This is a genomic window from Nocardia sp. NPDC004260 (assembly GCF_053603155.1).
Genome location: NZ_JBSGEZ010000019.1, coordinates 85,041 through 103,832 on the forward strand (window position 1 = coordinate 85,041; position 18,792 = coordinate 103,832).

Genomic DNA, 18,792 nt, shown 5'->3' on the forward strand with positions numbered 1-18,792 from the left:
GACCTCGGGTTTCTCTCAGCGCCCTACTTCTGCTGTTTCGACAGCCCGACCCTGTCGCCGCGACAGCTCGCACGCCTCGGCAACATAGAACGCCGCCAGGGCATCCGCCGGAGTGCAGGGATTGTCGAGCCGCCCGGTCGCAACCTCGATGAACGTTGCGAGTTCCTCCGCATACGCCGGACGGAACCGTTCCATGAACCCGGCATAGGGAGGATAGGGGGAGGGGCTGTGGTCGGGTTCGACGGAAGTCAGCGGCGCGCGGTCGTCCAATCCGACAATGGCGTTCCCTTCAGACCCCAACGCTTCCAACCGAACGTCATACCCAGCCCCGTTGTACCGGGTCAGCGATACGGTGGCCAGCGTCCCATCATCCAGACGCAGCACCACCGCCGCCGTGTCGACGTCGTCCGCTTCGGCGAAGAACGCCGCGCCTCGGTTCGCCCCGAGCGCATACACCTCGACGATCTCTCGCCCCGTCACCCACCGAATGATGTCGAAATCATGCACCCCGCAGTCGCGGAAGATCCCACCCGACCGCGGAATGTACTCGGCGGGCGGCGGGGCCGGATCGAGTGTGGTCGCCCGCAAGGTATGCAGCCACCCCAGCCTGCCGGAGCGGATCGCTTCGCGCGCCGCACGGTACCCGGCGTCGAACCGGCGTTGGAAGCCGATTTGGACCGGGACGGAGGAGTCGCGGAGGTGATCGATGACGGCGAGCGTGCCGGTGATATCGGCCGCCACGGGCTTTTCGCAGAAGACGGGGATCCCCGCGTCGACGGCGCGGATGATGAGTTCGGGGTGGGAGTCGGTGGCGGTGGCGATGATCAGGCCGTCGAGGTCGGCGGCGAAGAGGGTGTCGAGGTCGGGGGCGAATTCGACGCCGAGGACGGCGGCTGTGGTGCGGGCGCGGTCGGCGTCGGCGTCGGCGACCAGGACGGTGGCGACGTTCGGGAGTTTCTTCAGGGTCTCGGCGTGCGAGGTTCCGATGCGGCCGGTTCCGGCGAGGCCCAGCGTGACGGGTCGGTGAGGTGACATCGGCTCTCCTTATATATGGACGCGACGTGTTTTGGCGGGCCTGCGGCCCCGGCGGTTCAGCGTGGAGCGGTCGTGGTCGAGCGGACGACGAGCGACGGTTCCACCCGGCGGCGGACCGGGGTGGTGCGGCCGTCGCGGAGGCGTTCGGTGAGCGCGTCGATCGCTAGGCGGCCCATCTGGATGCGGGGCTGGTCGATGGTGGTCAGCGCGACGTGACGCAGCGCGGCAAGCGAGGTGTTGTCGTAGCCGACCACCGAGACGTCCTCGGGCACCCGCAGGCCCGCTTCCTCCAGCGCGGACATCGCCCCCACGGCGTTGAAGTCGTTGCCGCAGACCAGCGCGGTGGGGAAATTGTCGTGGGAGAACAGGTTCAGCAGTTTGCGCACCGCGGCCATGCCCGCGGAGTCGGTGTGCTCGCTCGGCACGACCAGCGGTTCCAGGCCGTGGCGCTGCATGGCGGCGCGGTAGCCCTTGCGGCGTGGGGCCGAGGTGAAAGCGCCGCCGCCGTCGAGGTGCACGATGCGCCGATGTCCGAGCATGACCAGGTAGTCGACGGCCAATCCGGTGCCGACCTCGCCGTCGTCGTTGACCGTGTCGATCTCGGTGACGGTGGACGTGCGGGATACCAGCACCAGCGGAGCCTGCTGCGCCGCTTCGCGAATAGCGGCGGCGGGCAGGACCGGCGACAGCAGGATGATGCCTCCGGGACGGAAGGAGAGCAGGCTCTCCAGCGCGGCGCGCTCGCGGGCGGCGGTGCGTCTGCCGGTGTTGAGGATCAGTTCGAGGCCGGCGGCCTGGGCGGCGGCGTCCATGCCTTCGACGACGTCGGCGAAGAAGGCGTTGCGCAGGTCGGAGACCATGACGCCGACGATGTTGGAGGTCCGGCTGGCCAGCGAGCGCGCCATGATGTGCGGTTGGTAGCCGAGGTCTTTCGCCGCGTCGAGCACGGCGCGGCGACGGTGCTCGCTGACCTTCGGGGAGTTGCGCATGACCAGCGAGACGAGGGCGCGGGAGACGCCCGCGCGGGCGGCGACGTCTTCCATGGTCGGTCGTGCCATGTCGCCTCCGTTCCGCGTTCGCAGGCCTTTTCGGCTCGGACGATACAAGCTCCGCGCGGGCTGATCAATAGAGCGCTCTAATCGGACTTCACGAGTGGCGTATCGGTTCGGACTAGGCGCTCACAGCCGAATACCGCCTGGTAATTGCGTTTTGGCGACGCGCTGACGACTCTTGACACGCTATGACCTGCGTTACATAGTTGGAGCGCTCCAATAGAGCGGTTCACCTCGACGTCGAAGGTCGGAGAGCACCGATGACCGAATCCCTCTACCCGCTGCGCATCGCGGCCGCGCCGATCTCCTGGGGAGTATGCGAGGTCCCCGGTTGGGGCCACGTGCTCGACGCGCCCACCGTCCTGGCCGAGATGGCCCAGCTCGGCCTGACCGCGACGGAGATCGGTCCTCCCGGCTATCTGCCACGCGACCCAGGTGAGCTGCGCCGATTGCTGGAGACCTTCGGACTCACCGCCGTCGGCGGATTCCTCGCCGCCGTGCTGCACCGCGACCGGCAGGACGCCGTCGCCCGCGCCGAGGACACCGCCGCCCAGCTGGCCGCCGCGGGCGCGGAAGTACTCGTCCTCGCCGCCGCGACCGGTTTCGACGGGTACGACGCGCGCCCGCAACTGGACGGCTCCGAGTGGAGCGCCTTGGTCGACACGGCCACCGCGATCCGGGACGTCGCCGCCGCGCACGGCCTGCGCACGGTGCTGCACCCGCATGTCGGCACCCATGTGGAGAGCGAGGCCGAGGTCGAGCGGTTCCTCGCCGATTCCGATCTCGACATCTGCCTGGACACCGGGCATCTGCTCATCGGCGGCACCGACCCGGTCCGGCTCGCGCGACGGCACGCGGAGCGGATCGGGCACATCCATCTCAAAGACGTGCGCGGCGCGCTGGCCGATCAGGTCCGTGCCGGAAAGCTGGACTACAGCTCGGCTGTGTGCCGTGGGCTGTATGTGCCGCTGGGCGAGGGCGACGTCGACATCGCGGCACTCGTGCACACCGCGCGGGCCGCGGGCTACCGGGGCTGGTACGTGCTGGAGCAGGACGCCGCGCTGCGACCGGGCGAATCGGCGCGGCAGGCGAGCGACGACACCGGGCGCAGCCTGCGCCACCTCGCGGACATCGCACTCGCCGCCGCGGGAATCTGAAGGAAGCGACGATGTCTCCGACACAACAGCGCGGCCTCACCGCGAGAGGGCGGCGTTCGGGCCGCCTGCTGCCGTGGATCGCCACGGCCGCGCTCCTGGCCGCGTGCAGCGGCCCCGGCGCCGACGCGCCCGCACCCTCGCAGACGCCGATGGCCGCCGGGACGGTGGAATCCGTCGCGGTGGTGACCCACGGCAGCCCCGGCGACGCGTTCTGGAACGTTGTCAAGAACGGCGCGGAAGCGGCGGGCAAGGACCTCGGAATCCGGGTGGAGTACAACGCCTCCGGTGATCCCGGCCAGCAGGCGAAGCTGATCGACAACGCGGTGGCGCAGGGCGTCGACGGGCTCGTCGTCTCGATGGCCAATCCCGAGGCGCTACGGCCATCGGTGGAAAAAGCTGTTGCCGCTGGCATTCCGGTGGTGACCATCAATTCGGGCGAGTCCGAGAGCGCCAAGTTCGGCGCGTTCGTCCATGTGGGCCAAAGCGAATCGCTGGCCGGGCAGGCCGCGGGCAGACGGCTCGCGGAGGCGCGGCGCACGAAGATGCTGTGCGTCATCCACGAGGCGGGCAATATCGGCGCGAACGAGCGCTGCGCGGGCGCGACCAAGGCCTTCGGCAATGCCACCACGCTCCAGGTGGACATCAACAATCCCACCGACGCGCAATCACGGATCAAAGGCGCGCTGGAGGCCGATCGCTCCATCGACGCGGTTCTGACGTTGAACTCGCAAGTCGCCGCGCGAGCCGTGGACGCGGTGCGGGAAGCCGGTTCGGCAGCCACCGTCGCCACCTTCGATCTGAATTCCGATGTGGTGGACGCGATCCGAGCCGGGAAGCTGCTGTTCGCGGTGGATCAGCAACAGTACGAGCAAGGCTATCTGCCGATCGTGCTGTTGAAGCTGTACCGGACGAACCTGAACACCGCCGGAGGCGGCGCGCCGGTGCAGACCGGACCCGGTTTCGTCGACAAGAGCAATGTGGACGCCGTCGCCGCGCTCGTCGCGCAGGGCACGCGATGAGGTGGATGAAATGACCGTTGCCACAAAGACACCCGACCGGACCCGAGACACGGGCCGCTCACCGCTGCAACGCCTGGCCGTGCGGCCGGAGATCGGCGCGGCGCTGGGGGCGCTGCTGGTGTTCGTCTTCTTCTCCGTCATCACCGACCGGTTCCTGAGTCCGCTCGGCGTCGCGACCTGGCTGGACGACGCCTCCACGCTGGGCATCATGGCGGTGGCCGTGGCCCTGCTGATGATCGGCGGCGAGTTCGACCTGTCGGCGGGCGTGATGACCGCCTCCACGGCGCTGGTCACCGCCCTGCTCGCGGTGCACGCCGGCTGGAACGTGTGGTTCGCGCTGCTCGCTTCGCTGGCGTTCGCGCTGGTCGTCGGCGCGTTCAACGGCTGGGTGGTGATGCGAACCGGCCTGCCCAGCTTCATCGTCACCCTGGGTACGTTCCTCGCCCTTCAGGGCCTGAATCTCGGCGTGACTCGGCTGGTCACCGACACGGTGCAAGTGTCGGGCGTGCGCGGCGCGGACGGCTACCAGTCGGCGGGCTGGGTGTTCGCGTCGACACTCGACATCGGGGAAGCGCACCTCCAGGCGTCGGTGGTCTGGTGGGTCGTGCTCACCGCGATCGCCGCGATCGTTCTGGTCCGCACGAGGTTCGGCAACTGGATCTTCGCCGTCGGCGGCGCGCTGCCCAGCGCCCGCGCGGTGGGCGTGCCCGCGGATCGCACCAAGATCCTGCTGTTCATGGGCACGGCGTTCGCCGGTTGGGTGGTCGGCTCCTGCAACATCCTGCGGTTCGCGAGCGTGCAGGCCAACCAGGGCGTCGGACTGGAGCTGCACTACATCATCGCCGCCGTCGTCGGCGGGTGTCTGCTCACCGGTGGCTTCGGCTCAGCGGTGGGGGCCGCGATCGGCGCGCTGATCTTCGGCATGGCGCGCCAAGGCATCGTGTTCGCCCGCTGGGACAGCGACTGGTTCATGCTGTTCCTCGGTGTGCTGCTGCTGGCGGCGGTGCTGGTCAACAACCGATTCCAGAAACGAGCCGAAAGGGTGCGCCGATGACTTCCCTCATCGAGGCCGTCGACCTCGGCAAGAGCTACGGCGGCGTCGTCGCCCTGCGCGAGGTGTCGACGGTGGTGAACGCGGGCGAGGTGACCTGCGTGCTCGGCGACAACGGCGCGGGCAAATCCACGCTGATCAAGATCCTCGCCGGGGTGCACCGGCACGACGGGGGCGAACTGCGCGTCGAGGGCGAATCGGTGCGGTTCGCCTCACCGCGCGAGCCGTTGGATCGCGGCATCGCCACGGTGTACCAGGATCTCGCGGTGGTGCCGTTGATGAGCGTGTGGCGCAACTTCGTGCTGGGCTCGGAGCCGACATTCGGATTCGGCCCGTTTCGGCTGCTGGACCGTAAGAAGGGCTGCGCGATCGCGCGAACGGCGTTGGCGGACATGGGCATCGAGATCCGCGACATGGAACAGCCGGTCGGCACGCTGTCGGGTGGGCAGCGGCAGTGCGTCGCCATCGCGCGGGCCGTGCACTACGGCGCGAAGGTGCTGATTCTCGACGAGCCGACCGCCGCGTTGGGCGTTAAGCAGGCCGGGGTGGTGTTGCAGTACGTCGTGCGGGCACGCGAACGCGGGCTCGGCGTCGTGCTCATCACGCACAACCCGCACCACGCCTATCCGGTCGGCGACCGATTCCTGCTGCTGAAGCGGGGCGCGATGCTCGGCTCGTACGAGAAATCGGAGATCGACCTGCCGGAACTGACCCGCCAGATGGCGGGCGGGGCGGAACTGGAGGCGTTGCAGCACGAACTGCGACGCGTGGTGACGCCGTGAACGAGGAGGCGAATTCGTGACCGAGCTGGAGGCGTTGACCATCGGCCGCGTCGGGGTGGACCTGTATCCCGAACAAAGCGGCGTCGCCTTGGCGCAGGTGCGCAGCTTCGCGAAATTCTTGGGCGGCACCGCGACCAACGTCGCCGTGGCCGCCGCCCGGCTCGGTCGCCGTACGGCGGTGCTGACCAAGGTGGGCCCCGACGGCTTCGGCGACTTCGTGCGCACGGCGCTGGAGGACTTCGGCGTCTCGTCCCGTCATGTGTCGACCGCGCCGCACCTACAGACGCCCGTGGTCTTCTGCGAGCTCACGCCGCCGTCCGATCCGCCACTGCTGTTCTACCGCGCGCCGATCGCGCCGGACCTGACCATCACTCCGGACGAAGTGCCCTGGGAAGTCGTCGATGCCGTGCCCCTGCTGTGGGTCACCGGCACAGGAGTGAGCGCGGAGCCGGGGCGTGGCACCCAGCGCGACATATTGCTGCGGCGTGCACGACGCGGGCATACGGTGCTCGACCTCGACTACCGGCCGATGTTCTGGCCGGATGTCGAGACCGCGCGGACCGAGATCGGGTGGATGGTCGACCACGTGAACGTAGTGGTCGGCAACCGTGCCGAGGTCGAGATGGCGGTGGGCACCGCCGACCCGGACGCGGCGGCCGATCGACTGCTCGCCCGTGGCGTGCGCCTGGCGGTGATCAAGCAGGGCGGCGACGGCGTGCTGGTGGCCACCGCCGAGGAACGCTGGACGGTGCCGCCGTGCCGCGTGGACGTGGTGTGCGGGCTCGGCGCGGGTGACGGTTTCGGCGGCGCGCTGGTCCACGGCCTCCTCTCGGAGTGGGACCCACGACGCATCGCGACCTACGCCAACGCGGCAGGCGCCCTGGTCGCCGCGCGTCTGGCCTGCGCGGACGCGATGCCCACGGCCGCGGAGATCGAGGAACTGTTGTGCGGGTGAGTCGCGAAAAGCGGGACGGAGCAGCTGTCGTGCCGATAGCCGGTCGACGGCGCTGGGCCGAGTCACCACGCGCGTGTGCGACGGACGCCCGGCGAGATCGAGCGCGGCTACGCGCGAGTGCCGCTGTGCCGATCCATGCTCTGCTTTCGGATCGGCCTCGCGGCGCATCGATACCTACGCCGACACGATCGGGCGCATTGGCCGCTGCTTGCCCGGCGTGCGGCGGATGCTATGCCCGCACGTCCGCGGAGATCGAGCACCTGCGGGGGCAGCCGCGGCGAATGGAGGAGCAGCCGTGTGGTTGAGCCAGGTCCGGAATCCGGGGCAGCCGCGGCGAATGGAGGAGCAGCCGTGTGGTTGAGCCAGGTCAGGGATCCGGGGCAGCCGCGGCGAATGGAGGAGCAGCCGTGTGGTTGAGCCAGGTCAGGGATCCGGGGCAGCCGCACCGAATGGACGAGCAGCCGTGTGGTTGAGCCGGGCCGGAAATCCGGGGCAGCCACACCGAATGGAGAAGCGGCTGTGCGATTGAGCCGGGCCAGGAAGCGAGAAGCTGCGCGCCGACCAATCTGTGGTCGAGCCGCGGACTGTGGCTGCGGACCGAGTGCGGGAAGGAGGAAGCGGCATGCATGTGACCGACGAACGCTGGCGTGAGTTACTGCACGTGCGCGCGACGGACCCCGCCGCGGTCGAACGGGCCTACGCCGAACGGGTACGCCGCGCCGACCTGCTGGCGGGCAAGCAGACCTTGTTTCTCGTCGCCGCGGATCACCCGGCTCGCGGCGCGCTGGGCATCGGCGCGGACCGCACTGCCATGGCGGATCGGCGCACGCTGCTGGAACGGCTGCTGATCGCGCTGGCCGACCCGGACGTCGACGGCGTGCTCGGCTCGCCGGACGTGGTCGAGGAACTGTTGCTGCTGGACGCGCTGGACGACAAGGTCGTGATCGGTTCGATGAACCGCGGCGGGCTGGCGGGCGCGGAGTGGGAGATCGACGATCGCTTCACCGGGTACGACGCGGATTCTCTCGCGCGGTTCCGGCTCGACGGCGGCAAGATGCTGCTGCGCCTGGTCGACTCCGACGCGGGCACCGTGCCGACGCTGCAAGCTTGCGCGCAGGCGGTCTCGGAGCTGGCGGCGCACGAGCTGATGGCGATGGTCGAGCCGCTGCCGTATCACCGGGACGGCTCCGGTGCGCTGGTGATGAGCAAGGACGCGGTCTCGCTGTCGCGGGCGATCACGGTGGCCTCCGGCCTCGGCGTCACCTCGGCCTACACCTGGCTGAAGATCCCTGCGCCGCAGGATATCTCGGTGCTGGATGCCACGACGCTGCCGGTTCTCGTGCTGGGTGGCGCGCCGTCGGGGGACCCGGCGGTGGATCGCGCGCTGTGGGGCGGAGCCCTCGGCCACGAGGTTGTTCGTGGTCTCGTCGTCGGCCGCACCTTGTTGTACCCGCCGGACGGCGACGTCGGCAGGGCGGTCGCAACCGCCGCCCGCTTACTGAAAGAAGCCCGATGAGGAGCGAAGTGACCGCGGGGCCGGTACTTCCCGACCGCGGACAGAGGAGGCGCGATGACACTGCACCGTCCCGAAGGAACGCTGCGCCATGACGGTGACCCGATCCTGCTGACTCCCGACGACGCCGGATGGACATACGCCGGACTGCGTGTGCTGCGGATCGATGCGGAGAAGTCGCGGATCGTGCGGACGGGGGAGTTCGAGGCGTTCGTCCTGCCGCTGTCAGGAGCGTGCACGGTACGCGTCGACGGCGAGACCTACGCGCTGACCGGCCGGGAATCGGTCTTCACCCGAGTGACGGATTTCGCCTACGTCCCGCGCGACGCCGAACTGGAAATCGTGGCCGAAGGCGGTGACCTCGAGGTGGCACTGCCGATGGCCCGCTGCGGGAGACGGCTCGAGCCGAGATACGGCCCCGCCGAGGAGGTGCCGGTCGAAATCCGAGGCGCGGGAAGCGCGACGCGTCAGGTCAGCAACTTCGGCATACCCGGTGTGTGGGAACACGCGGACAAGCTCAACGCCTGCGAGTTGATCACCCCGGACGGCAACTGGTCGTCCTATCCGCCCCACAAGCACGACGAGGCGAGCGACTGCGAGGTCGTCAACGAGGAGATCTACTACTTCCGCATCGCCGGCCGGGACGGCATCACCCCCTCCCGCGAGGGATTCGGCATGCACCGCACGTATACCGCCGACGGCACGGTGAACGAGAACGTCGTAATCCGCGACGGTGACGTCTTCCTGATCCCGCGCGGTTATCACGGCCCGTGCGTCGCGGCACCCGGCTACCCCATGTACTACCTCAACGTGCTGGCCGGTCCGGCGCCCGAGCGATCGATGGCGTTCTGCGACGACCCCGCGCACAGCTGGGTGCGGGCGCGCTGGGACGCCGAGCCGATCGATCCGCGCTGCCCGGTCACTTCCCACGAAGGACGGATCGGATGAAGCTCACCACGGCGCAGGCGCTGGTGGCCTGGTTGATCGCCCAGCGCTCCGAGACACTCGACGGCCGCGAGGCGCCGTTGTTCCCCGCCGTCTTCGCGATCTTCGGCCACGGAAACGTGCTCGGCCTCGGCACCGCGCTGCACGAGCGGCGCGCCGAACTCCCCGTCTGGCGCGGGCACGCCGAAGAGGGGATGGCGCTGGCCGCCGTCGGCTATGCGAAGGCCACTCATCGGCGTCAGGTCGGTGTCGCCACCTCATCGATCGGTCCCGGCGCGCTCAACATGGTGACGGCGGCGGGCGTCGCACACGCGAATCGCCTCCCGCTCCTCCTCCTTCCGGGCGACACCTTCACCGGACGCGCGCCGGACCCGGTTCTGCAACAGGTCGAGCACTTCGGCGACCCGACCGTCACCGTGAACGACGCGTTCCGCGCGGTGAGCCGCTACTTCGACCGCGTCACACGCCCGGAACAGTTGATCGCCACTTTGCCCCAGGCTGCCGGGGTGCTCACCGACCCGGCCGACGCCGGCCCGGTCGTCCTTGCGCTTCCACAGGACGTCCAGGCCGAGACCTACGACTTCCCTGACACGCTTTTCGAGCCGGTGCTGCACCGTCTCACCCGGCCACGTCCCGATCACCGGGCACTCGCCGAAGCCGTCGCCGCACTGCGCGCCGCGCACCGTCCGCTGCTGATCCTCGGCGGCGGCGTCCGGTATTCGGGCGCGGGACGCACCCTGCTGGAATTCGCCGAGAAGCACGGCATTCCGATCGTGGAGACCACCGCGGGCCGCACCCTGGTGCCGCACGAGCATCCGCTGTACGCGGGACCGCTCGGCATCACCGGCTCGGCGTCGGCGAACGCGATGGCGGCCGACGCCGACCTGGTCCTCGCCGTCGGCACCCGGTTGCAGGACTTCACCACCGCGTCCTGGACGGTCTTCGCACCGGACGTTCGCCTGGTCACCATCAATGTGGCACGCTTCGACGCCGTCAAGCACGGCGCGCTGGCGGTGGTCGGCGACGCCGAGGCCACGGTGTGCGAGATGACCGAGCGGATGGGGGAGTGGCGAGTCGACGCCGAGTGGACCGCGCGAGCCTCCGACCAGCGGGGCGCCTGGGACGCGCACATCGATGAATTGCGCGCGCCGACCCCGGGCGCGCCGAGCTACGCCCAGGTGGTGGGCGCCGTGAACGACCTGAGCGGGCCGAGCGACTACGTGCTGACGGCCTCCGGCGGCCTGCCCGGTGAACTTGTCGGCGGCTGGCGGGCGACCGGCGGCGCGCCGACCATGGACGTGGAGTACGGCTTCTCCTGCATGGGCTACGAGCTGGCGGGCGCGTGGGGCGCGGCCATGGCGCGCACCGACGGCGTGGTGACGACGCTGCTCGGCGACGGCTCGTATCTGATGCTGAACTCGGAGTTGTTCTCGGCGGCCTTCGCCGGGCATCCGTTCGTCGCGGTGGTCTGCGACAACGACGGCTATGCCGTGATCGCGAGGCTGCAAGAGGGGCAGGGCGGTGAGCCGTTCAACAACCTTTATGCCGATTGCCGCACCACGCGGGAACAACCGCCCCGAGTCGATTTCGCCGCCCATGCCGCCGCTCTGGGGTGTGCCGCTTTCACCGCCGCCGACCTGGACGAATTTCGTGACGCGTACCTGCGGGCGCGGGCGACGGCGATGGCCGAGCAGCGCCCCGCCGTGCTGGTTGTGCGGACGCGGCCGTCGTCGTGGACGGACGCGGGCGCCTGGTGGGAGGTCGGCGTGCCCGAGCAGCTGCCGGGCCGCGCCGCCTACGACGAGGCGAAACCACGTCAGGTGCGCTACCTGCGGTCGTGAACAGAACTTAATGAACAGTGCGCCCGATGGGCCACGGACCTAGGCTGAAGTAGGAGTCTAGGCGTGGTACGCTGAAATGCGCTGCGGCACAAGGTAACTGGTAGCGAATCCGTATCGGTTTCGAGCCGCGTCGCAAAGAAGCTCCACGCTGCCTGGCGCAGGTCGGTGGGGCATGCTCGTCAGGGAGGGTGACGGGCGTTATCCGGCGAAAAGTACGGGTACCCGACGGGCGGGCCCCGACGATGTCGCGTGATCGGGACCCGACCGAGCGTGGGAGGTGACAGACCAGCCCGCCCCTGAGCGAGCATTGCGAGTGCACTCGCGCACGACCGAGCCGAGGGCCCTCGTGAGCGTTAGCTCACAGTTGGTGGCGCGAAACGTGAGTAATTCGTCGGATCATGGCATCGTTGATCTACGAGACCAGGGCATCTCGATAACACCACCTGGCTCGTCTACAGAAAGTATGAAATGGCTCAAGGCATTGTGAAGTGGTTCAACAGCGAGAAGGGCTTCGGCTTCATCGCACAAGACGGCGGCGGGCCCGACGTCTTCGTGCACTACTCGGCTGTGAGCGGCTCGGGTTTCCGGTCCCTCGATGAGGGGCAGCGCGTGGAGTTCGAGATCGGCCAGGGACAGAAGGGTCCGCAGGCCCAGGACGTCCGCGTTCTCTGATCGCGACTTGACTTTCGAAAGGCCCCGCACCGGGACGGTGCGGGGCCTTTCCGCTTGTTCGGAGGGTCCTCACGCCTCGGAGCGGGTGAAGGTCACATGGGTGATGGCGGGGGAGTGTGTCACCGAGGCGACCTGGTAGCCCGGCAGCTCCCCCAGATCGTCGTAGAGGCGCTCGCCTGCGCCGAGCAGGATCGGGACGACGGCCAGATGCAACTCGTCCACCAGCCGCGCCCGCAGGAACTGCCGCACCGTGGCTGAACCGCCGCCCAAGCGCACGTCCTGTCCGTTCGCGGCCTCGAACGCGCGGCGCAGCACCGCCTCGGGGGTTTCGTCCACGAAGTGGAAAGTCGTGCCACCGTCCATCCCGAACGGCGGGCGTGGGTGGTGCGTCAGAACGAAGACGTCGTGATGGTACGGCGGATTGTCGCCCCACCAACCCGTCCATTCGTGGTTCGGCCATGCTCCGCGAATCGGACCGAACATATTGCGGCCCATGATGGTCGCGCCGATGCCGCGATCGCCCGCGGCCAGATACTCATCGTCGACGCCGGGGTCGTTCGTGGCCTCCGGGTTGGCGTAGGGCGTCGCGAACACCCACTCGTGCAGTCGCGTGCCGCCTTCGCCCAGCGGATTGTCCGGCCCTTGGTTCGGACCAGCGACATAGCCGTCCAGAGAGATCGCCAGGTTGTGTACGCGCAGCTTCGGCATGGACCACTCATTCCCACTAAGTGATTGCAATTCGCAATCGGTTGTGGGCAGCGTACGGCCAACTGGTTGTATATTGCAAGCAGTAGTTGACGACCGACAGGAGTGCCGGATGCGCGAGGAGGGACGTTCGGGATGCCCGATCAACGCGACGATCGAGCTGATCGGCGATCGGTGGACGCTGCTGGTGCTGCGTGACGTGATGTTCGGCAACCGGCGGCACTTCCGCGAGCTGCTGGCCGGATCGGAGGAGGGCATCGCCTCCAACATCCTGTCCGACCGGCTCAAGCGCCTGGTGGCCGCCGGGCTGCTCAGCCGTGCGGACACCAGGCCCGGCCAGAAGGCCGAGTACCGGCTCACCGAACCGGCCATCCAATTGGTCCCGATCATGGCGCAGCTCGGCGCATGGGGATTGCGGCACCGTCCGACCACCAGGCGTCTCCGCGTCCGGGCCGAACTGCTCGAGGCGGGCGGTCCGCGACTGTGGTCGGAGTTCATGGACGAACTACGCGAGAGCCACCTCGGCATACCGCGCCCGGATCCGGACCGCCCCACCGCCACGCAACGACTCGCTCAGGCTTACGCCGACGCCGTCGCCGAGGACGATCGGAAAGTCGCCTCGTAGGCGTCAGCCCGCCAGTGCCTCGGAGTGGAAGAACTCCGCTGTGATCTCCCTGGCCCGGGTGAGGTCCCGGCCCCGAGATTTGACGAAAACCTACTCCGTGCAGGCGAATTCGGCGGCGATGAACGCGGTGATCGGCGCGGGCACCGACCCGCTGCCCATCTCGCGGGTTCGCGATTTGAGGTCGGTCAGCCCGGTCACCGCCGCCGACAACTCCGCGGGCAGCTCGCACTGCCGCAACAGTGTGGGCAGATGCATCGGCGCCACCGCCGCCGCGGGATGCTCGCGCAGCCAGCGCAGTGCCATCGCCGGACGCAGCGCGTAGAAGACTTTCTTCAGCGATCCGGTGCGCTCGAACAGCGCCCACTGCTTGGCGCCCAGGTGTAGATAGTGCCGGGCGACCCGGTCACGGTCGGCGACCTCATCGGCCAGCGCGCGCAATCGGGCCGAACTGTCGGTAGTCGGTCACTGTCGGGGCATCCCGACGATCTTCCGCCGCGGCGCCCCGCGCATCGGGAACAGGGCCGCCGACGTGGAGCCGAGCATTTCTCCGTCCACCCCTTCGACGTATTCGAAAGTTATTTGATATCTCTATTGCCGGGCTTCGTCGAAGTGGCTCGAATCACTCGGAAGTCCCTTTTCCAGGTGTGGCGCGAGATTCGTACTAAATTTTTCTGAAATGTCGTTTTCGACTTCTATTAGCGAGGGAAATCTTCCGGCGCTTTCGGTGTCTTGACCTGGACAAACGTATAGATTCCCAGCTCGTTCACAGTGGGATGAGTGTCATGAGTCACATCTCAATCGATTTGTGGTCTGCGTTACCAAATATTCGAATTCTGTAACTGTCGCCGATCCGGCACCGACATGCCACGTGTCAGCCAGTTCGACTGGATAAGTTTCGAGGAAGAGGTATTTCCATGATCCCCGTTATCATCGACACCGGTAGCGCTGCCCTGAACGGTCTTTTCGGCACCCTTGGCGCCGCGCTGAACGGTCTTGTCGACACCCTGTGGACGGGTTCCTTCGGCGGCCGCTGACCGACGTGACGGTCGAGTAGGGTCGACCGGGTCCCACGCCGACCGACGGCGTGACGGAGCGGGCCCCCGCACCTGATGGTGTGGGGGCCCGCCGCTGCGCGGTCGCCGTTGGCAAAACGTGGTCATGCGCTCCGCAAGCACGAGGCGCGTGTCGAGTCGGAGCGTCACGGTGCGTTCGTGTGTCCGTTGTCGTGCCCGAACCGGCACCGCGCCGCAACGTCGAAGGTGGAGATCAGCCCCGCGCCGCGATGGCGGAGATCCCGGCGAGCTCGCTCGCGAGTCGCGCCGGGTGGGTCAGTTGCGGGTAGTGGCCCGCGCCTTCGATGGAAATCCACTCTCGCGCGGTCGGGGCGGTGACCGGGTCGTCGGAACCGGCGATGATCCGCACCGGCACGTCGATCCGTTCCAGCAGAGCTCGCAACTCCGCACGCCGCGCGGGAGCGCTCGCCTCCCGCAACGCGCCGACCGTTCGGCCCGCGACGCCCGGCCTGCGCAGGTTCGCCGCCGCGCTCGCGATGGCGTCGCTCTCGGGCACGCCTAGCCGTTTCGACAAGGCCGCCGCCGAGATCCGACGCATCGCCGCGGTCGCGAGTGGCGAGCGCAGCAGCCGGCCCGACCGCGGCTGCAAGAAGGCGGGCGCGACCAGCACCACGCCGGAGACTCGGTCAGGATGCCGCGCCGCGTACCGCAGCACCGGGCCGCAGCCGAGCGAGTGGCCGACCAGAACGGGGCGCGTGCGCACCGAAGCGAGCAATCCCGGCAGCACCGCGTCACGATCCCCTGGCGCCGAACGCCCGAGGCCGGGCAGGTCCACGACCAGGGCGGCCCCGTCCAGTTCCGCGCGCACCTGGTTCCATGACTCGCCGTCCAACGGAAGGCCGTGCACCAGGACGTAAGCCGGGCGGACGCGCTCGCCGCCAACCCAGACGCCGTCGGTGAAACCGGCTGTCGGGTCATCGGCCACCGCGCCGAACCGGGTGGCCACGAGATGGTCGGCCCAGCCCAAGAGGGTCGCCTCTGTCGGCGGCATGGTGAGCCCGGCTCGCCGCGCCACTTCCCGCGCCGCCGATGTGTCGTAGCGGTCGTCGGCGATGAAGCTGAGCGTCTCCGGGTCGGCGCCGGTGAGTGCGGGCGGAAGCTTCGAGATGACGCCGACCGGAATCGAGAACCGGGGCGCGCGGACGCCCAGGTGATCAGCCAGTAGTCGCACGAGCTTCGGCAGCACGGGAGTCCGATCATCCAGAACCGTGTAGGACCGGCCCGCGGTATCGGGCAGCGTGGGCAGGCTGATCAGGAAATCCGTGAAGTAGTCCAGATCCACGATCGGCACGAAGGTCTCGGGCCCGCCGGGGAGAGCCGGGAGCCGCCCGTTCCACAGATCCTCGACGACGCTCGCCAGCCCGATGTATTGACCGGGGCCGATCACGCTGCTCGGGTTCGCGATGGTCAGCGCGACGCCGAGTTCTGCCGCCCGGCGGCGCAGCAGCGGATCGGATTCGAACTTCGACGCGCCGTACGCGCCGTTCTCGTAGTGCTGCTCCTCGGATTCCTCCACGGTGATCCGGTACCCGGTGATGTGCACGACGCGTCGCGGCTCGGGGAGGGCGGCGGCCCATTCCAGCACTCGCAGCGCCCCGGTGACGTTCACCGCGTACGCGTCCTCGGGGGCGAGCCCGAAGGCGAAGCGGGCCGCGCAGTTGTACACGTCGCGCACGCCGGACGCGTCGAACTCGGCGGGCAGACCGAGGTCCGGTGCGGTCACGTCACAGGTGAGGATTTCCAACCCGCTCTCGTCCACGCCTTGTCTGCGCAGCCAACTGGTGAGCCGCTCCGCACTGCCCGCACGCAATGCGGCGGCGACGGAATGCCCCTGCTGGAGCAGGCGGGCGACCGCGTTGCGGCCGAGGAACCCGGCGGCCCCGAAAACGATGCTGTCGGACATGACGTCCTCCTTACTAGACCGGTCTACATATTCTGTGGACATGGAAAAACTTCCTGCGGTGTCGGCGGATTCGGCCTCAGATCATGGCGCGCAGTGTGCGTTCGACCCGTTCCAAGGGTTCACGGCTTCGCTGCGCACGTGCCAGCAGCAGTGCGCCCTCGACCATCGCGAGCACCGCTGCCGCGAGATCGTCCGCGTCGGCACGGCCGTCGGCCCGCAGCCGGATGCGCAGCGCCTGCTCCCATGCGGCGTAGGCGGCGGCGCACTCGGCCTGGATCGGGTCGTTCGCCGCCGCGACGTCCAGGGCGACGGTGGCGACCGGGCAGCCTTGTTGCCAGCCGGATGCTTCCAGCCGGTCGCCGAACGCTCGGAGCAGCCTGCTCGCGGCCTCGGCGGCATCGCCGGGCTCGATGGTGTCGATCAGCGCGGCGATCTCCTTGCCCGCTTGGGCGACCGCCGCCGCGACCAATTCGTCTTTGCCACCGGGGAAATGGAAGTACAACGATCCGCGCGGCGCCCCGCTGGCCGCCAGGATCTGGTTGAGCCCGGCTCCGTAGTAGCCGTGCCGCTCCACCAGCGTGCGCGCCGCTTCGACGAGTTTGCCGCGAGTCTCGGTGCCTTTGACGCCCATGCGGTGACTGTAGACCGGTCTGCATATTTTTGCCAGCGTCGGGACTGACGACGGCCGCCTACCAGGTGGCAGCCAGGTCGGAAATCGCGCGCACTAAGCTGGTCGGCGGTAATTGCCGACCCATTCCCCAGGAGTACTCCACGTGAGCCAAGCAGGCCGTCCTGTAGTTCTGATCGCCGACAAGCTCGCCCAGTCGACCGTCGACGCGCTCGGTGACGGTGTCGAGGTCCGGTGGGTGGACGGACCGGACCGCCCGGCCCTGCTGGCCGCGGTGCCCGAGGCCGACGCGCTGCTCGTGCGGTCGGCGACCACGGTCGACGCCGAGGTCCTGGAAGCCGGGAAGAACCTGAAGATCGTCGCCCGCGCGGGCGTCGGCCTGGACAACGTCGACGTTCCCGCCGCCACCGAGCGCGGCGTCATGGTCGTGAACGCGCCCACCTCGAACATCCACACCGCCGCCGAGCACGCGGTCACCCTCTTGCTGTCCGCCGCCCGCCAGATCCCCGCCGCGGACGCCACGCTGCGTGAGCGCACTTGGCAGCGCAGCAAGTTCAACGGCGTCGAGATCTTCGACAAGACCGTCGGCGTCGTCGGCCTCGGCCGCATCGGCCAGCTGTTCGCCGCGCGACTGGCCGCCTTCGAGACCAAGATCGTCGCGTACGACCCCTACGTGTCGCCCGCGCGCGCCGCGCAGCTGGGCATCGAGCTGCTCAGCCTGGACGAACTGCTCGAGCGTGCCGACCTCATCTCGATCCACCTGCCGAAGACCCCGGAGACCAAGGGCCTCATCGGCAAGGAGGCCATCGCCAAGACCAAGCCCGGCGTGATCATCGTCAACGCCGCGCGCGGTGGCCTGGTCGACGAGGCCGCCCTGGCCGAGGCGATCAAGTCCGGCCACGTGCGCGCCGCGGGCCTGGACGTGTTCGAGACCGAGCCGTGCACCGACAGCCCGCTGTTCGACCTGCCGCAGGTCGTCGTGACCCCGCACCTGGGCGCCTCCACCTCCGAGGCGCAGGACCGCGCGGGCACCGACGTCGCCAAGTCGGTGCTGCTGGCGCTCGCGGGTGAATTCGTGCCCGGCGCGGTGAACGTCACCGGTGGCGCCGTCGGTGAAGAAGTCGCCCCCTGGCTGGACATCGTCCGCAAGCAGGGCGCCCTGCTCGGCGCGCTGTCCAACGAGCTGCCGGTCAGCGTGGAGGTGCAGGTGCGCGGCGAGCTGGCCGCGCAAGAGGTCGGCGTACTGGAGCTGTCCGCGCTGCGCGGCATCTTCTCCGCGCTGGTCGAGGACCAGGTCACCTTCGTCAACGCGCCCGCGCTGGCCAAGGAGCGGGGCATCACCGCCGAGGTCACCACCGCGACGGAGAGCCCGAGCCACCGCAGCGTCGTCGACCTGCGCGCCGTGTTCGGCGACGGCAGCACCCTGAACGTGGCGGGCACGCTGACCGAGCCGCAGCTGGTGGAGAAGATCGTCAACGTCAACGGCCGCAACTACGACATGCGCGCCGAGGGCCTCAACCTGGCCATCCTGAACTACAACGACCGGCCGGGCGCGCTGGGCAAGATCGGCACCAAGCTCGGCGAGGCCGAGGTCGATATCCTGGCCGCGCAGCTGACCCAGGACGTCGACAAGGAAGGCGCCACCGTGGTGCTGCGCGTGGCCCGCGAGGTGCCCGCCGACGTCCAGGCCGCGATCGCCGAGTCCGTCGGCGCGGCCAAGGTCGTCCAGGTCGACCTGTCCTGATCCGATCCGGGGCGCAGCCCCGGTGAACTCGGAATCGGGGCCCCCCCCCACCACACCAGAGCGGCGCCGCGGGGGGGGGCGGGGCCCGGGCG

Annotated in this window: 16 protein-coding genes and 1 pseudogene; 11 read left to right on the forward strand and 6 right to left on the reverse strand. The window is 69.0% G+C overall.

The window, feature by feature from the left end; genetic code table 11:
* Window positions 1-15: 15 nt before the first annotated feature.
* Complete coding sequence (locus ACWEO7_RS14060) at window positions 16-1,035, reverse strand: Gfo/Idh/MocA family protein (RefSeq protein ID WP_452423529.1); 1,020 nt, start codon at window positions 1,033-1,035, stop codon at window positions 16-18.
* 56 nt (window positions 1,036-1,091) lie between these two features.
* On the reverse strand, window positions 1,092-2,093 hold the full coding sequence (locus ACWEO7_RS14065; RefSeq protein WP_452423531.1) for a LacI family DNA-binding transcriptional regulator: 1,002 nt from the start codon (window positions 2,091-2,093) through the stop codon (window positions 1,092-1,094).
* A gap of 254 nt (window positions 2,094-2,347) precedes the next feature.
* Here ACWEO7_RS14065 and ACWEO7_RS14070 point away from each other — a divergent pair, with 254 nt between their 5' ends.
* The 9 genes from ACWEO7_RS14070 to ACWEO7_RS14110 all read left to right on the forward strand — a co-directional run bounded on the left by ACWEO7_RS14070 (window position 2,348) and on the right by ACWEO7_RS14110 (window position 12,022).
* A complete protein-coding gene (locus ACWEO7_RS14070) occupies window positions 2,348-3,244 on the forward strand; it encodes a TIM barrel protein (RefSeq protein ID WP_452423533.1) in 897 nt (298 codons plus the stop codon).
* Window positions 3,245-3,255: 11 nt separating this feature from the next.
* Window positions 3,256-4,263 (forward strand): sugar ABC transporter substrate-binding protein, encoded by a 1,008-nt coding sequence (locus tag ACWEO7_RS14075; RefSeq protein ID WP_452423534.1) that lies wholly within the window; start codon window positions 3,256-3,258, stop codon window positions 4,261-4,263.
* 10 nt (window positions 4,264-4,273) lie between these two features.
* A complete protein-coding gene (locus ACWEO7_RS14080) occupies window positions 4,274-5,317 on the forward strand; it encodes an ABC transporter permease (RefSeq protein WP_452423536.1) in 1,044 nt (347 codons plus the stop codon).
* On the forward strand, window positions 5,314-6,096 hold the full coding sequence (locus ACWEO7_RS14085) for an ATP-binding cassette domain-containing protein (protein ID WP_452423537.1): 783 nt from the start codon (window positions 5,314-5,316) through the stop codon (window positions 6,094-6,096). Before ACWEO7_RS14080 ends, ACWEO7_RS14085 begins: the two co-directional genes overlap by 4 nt.
* 16 nt (window positions 6,097-6,112) lie before the next feature.
* A complete protein-coding gene (iolC, locus tag ACWEO7_RS14090) occupies window positions 6,113-7,051 on the forward strand; it encodes a 5-dehydro-2-deoxygluconokinase (protein ID WP_452423539.1) in 939 nt (312 codons plus the stop codon).
* Window positions 7,052-7,673: 622 nt separating this feature from the next.
* Window positions 7,674-8,567 (forward strand): Cgl0159 family (beta/alpha)8-fold protein, encoded by an 894-nt coding sequence (locus ACWEO7_RS14095; RefSeq protein ID WP_452423541.1) that lies wholly within the window; start codon window positions 7,674-7,676, stop codon window positions 8,565-8,567.
* A 54-nt stretch (window positions 8,568-8,621) separates the two neighbouring features.
* Window positions 8,622-9,512, forward strand: coding sequence for a 5-deoxy-glucuronate isomerase (gene iolB, locus ACWEO7_RS14100; RefSeq protein ID WP_452423543.1), 891 nt, complete (start codon window positions 8,622-8,624; stop codon window positions 9,510-9,512).
* A complete protein-coding gene (gene iolD / locus ACWEO7_RS14105) occupies window positions 9,509-11,350 on the forward strand; it encodes a 3D-(3,5/4)-trihydroxycyclohexane-1,2-dione acylhydrolase (decyclizing) (protein ID WP_452423545.1) in 1,842 nt (613 codons plus the stop codon). Before iolB ends, iolD begins: the two co-directional genes overlap by 4 nt.
* 468 nt (window positions 11,351-11,818) lie before the next feature.
* Window positions 11,819-12,022, forward strand: a complete 204-nt coding sequence (locus tag ACWEO7_RS14110; protein WP_014987157.1) for a cold-shock protein — start codon at window positions 11,819-11,821, stop codon at window positions 12,020-12,022.
* 69 nt (window positions 12,023-12,091) lie between these two features.
* Here the strand turns inward: ACWEO7_RS14110 and ACWEO7_RS14115 are convergent, their stop codons facing one another.
* Complete coding sequence (locus ACWEO7_RS14115) at window positions 12,092-12,730, reverse strand: dihydrofolate reductase family protein (RefSeq protein ID WP_452423547.1); 639 nt, start codon at window positions 12,728-12,730, stop codon at window positions 12,092-12,094.
* 109 nt (window positions 12,731-12,839) lie between these two features.
* On the opposite strand from ACWEO7_RS14115, the gene ACWEO7_RS14120 reads away from it, so the two are divergent.
* Window positions 12,840-13,352 (forward strand): winged helix-turn-helix transcriptional regulator, encoded by a 513-nt coding sequence (locus ACWEO7_RS14120; protein WP_452423549.1) that lies wholly within the window; start codon window positions 12,840-12,842, stop codon window positions 13,350-13,352.
* A gap of 90 nt (window positions 13,353-13,442) precedes the next feature.
* Here the strand turns inward: ACWEO7_RS14120 and ACWEO7_RS14125 are convergent.
* The 3 genes and pseudogenes from ACWEO7_RS14125 to ACWEO7_RS14135 form a co-directional block, all read right to left on the reverse strand.
* Window positions 13,443-13,796 (reverse strand): annotated as a pseudogene (locus tag ACWEO7_RS14125) (DNA polymerase beta superfamily protein); the annotation flags it as partial.
* An 822-nt stretch (window positions 13,797-14,618) separates the two neighbouring features.
* Entirely contained in the window at window positions 14,619-16,328 is a 1,710-nt protein-coding gene (locus ACWEO7_RS14130) for an alpha/beta fold hydrolase (RefSeq protein WP_452423551.1), read from the reverse strand.
* 76 nt (window positions 16,329-16,404) lie between these two features.
* Complete coding sequence (locus ACWEO7_RS14135; RefSeq protein ID WP_452423553.1) at window positions 16,405-16,959, reverse strand: TetR/AcrR family transcriptional regulator; 555 nt, start codon at window positions 16,957-16,959, stop codon at window positions 16,405-16,407.
* A gap of 142 nt (window positions 16,960-17,101) precedes the next feature.
* Here ACWEO7_RS14135 and serA point away from each other — a divergent pair, with 142 nt between their 5' ends.
* Window positions 17,102-18,700 (forward strand): phosphoglycerate dehydrogenase, encoded by a 1,599-nt coding sequence (gene serA / locus ACWEO7_RS14140; protein ID WP_452423555.1) that lies wholly within the window; start codon window positions 17,102-17,104, stop codon window positions 18,698-18,700.
* Window positions 18,701-18,792 lie beyond the last annotated feature (92 nt).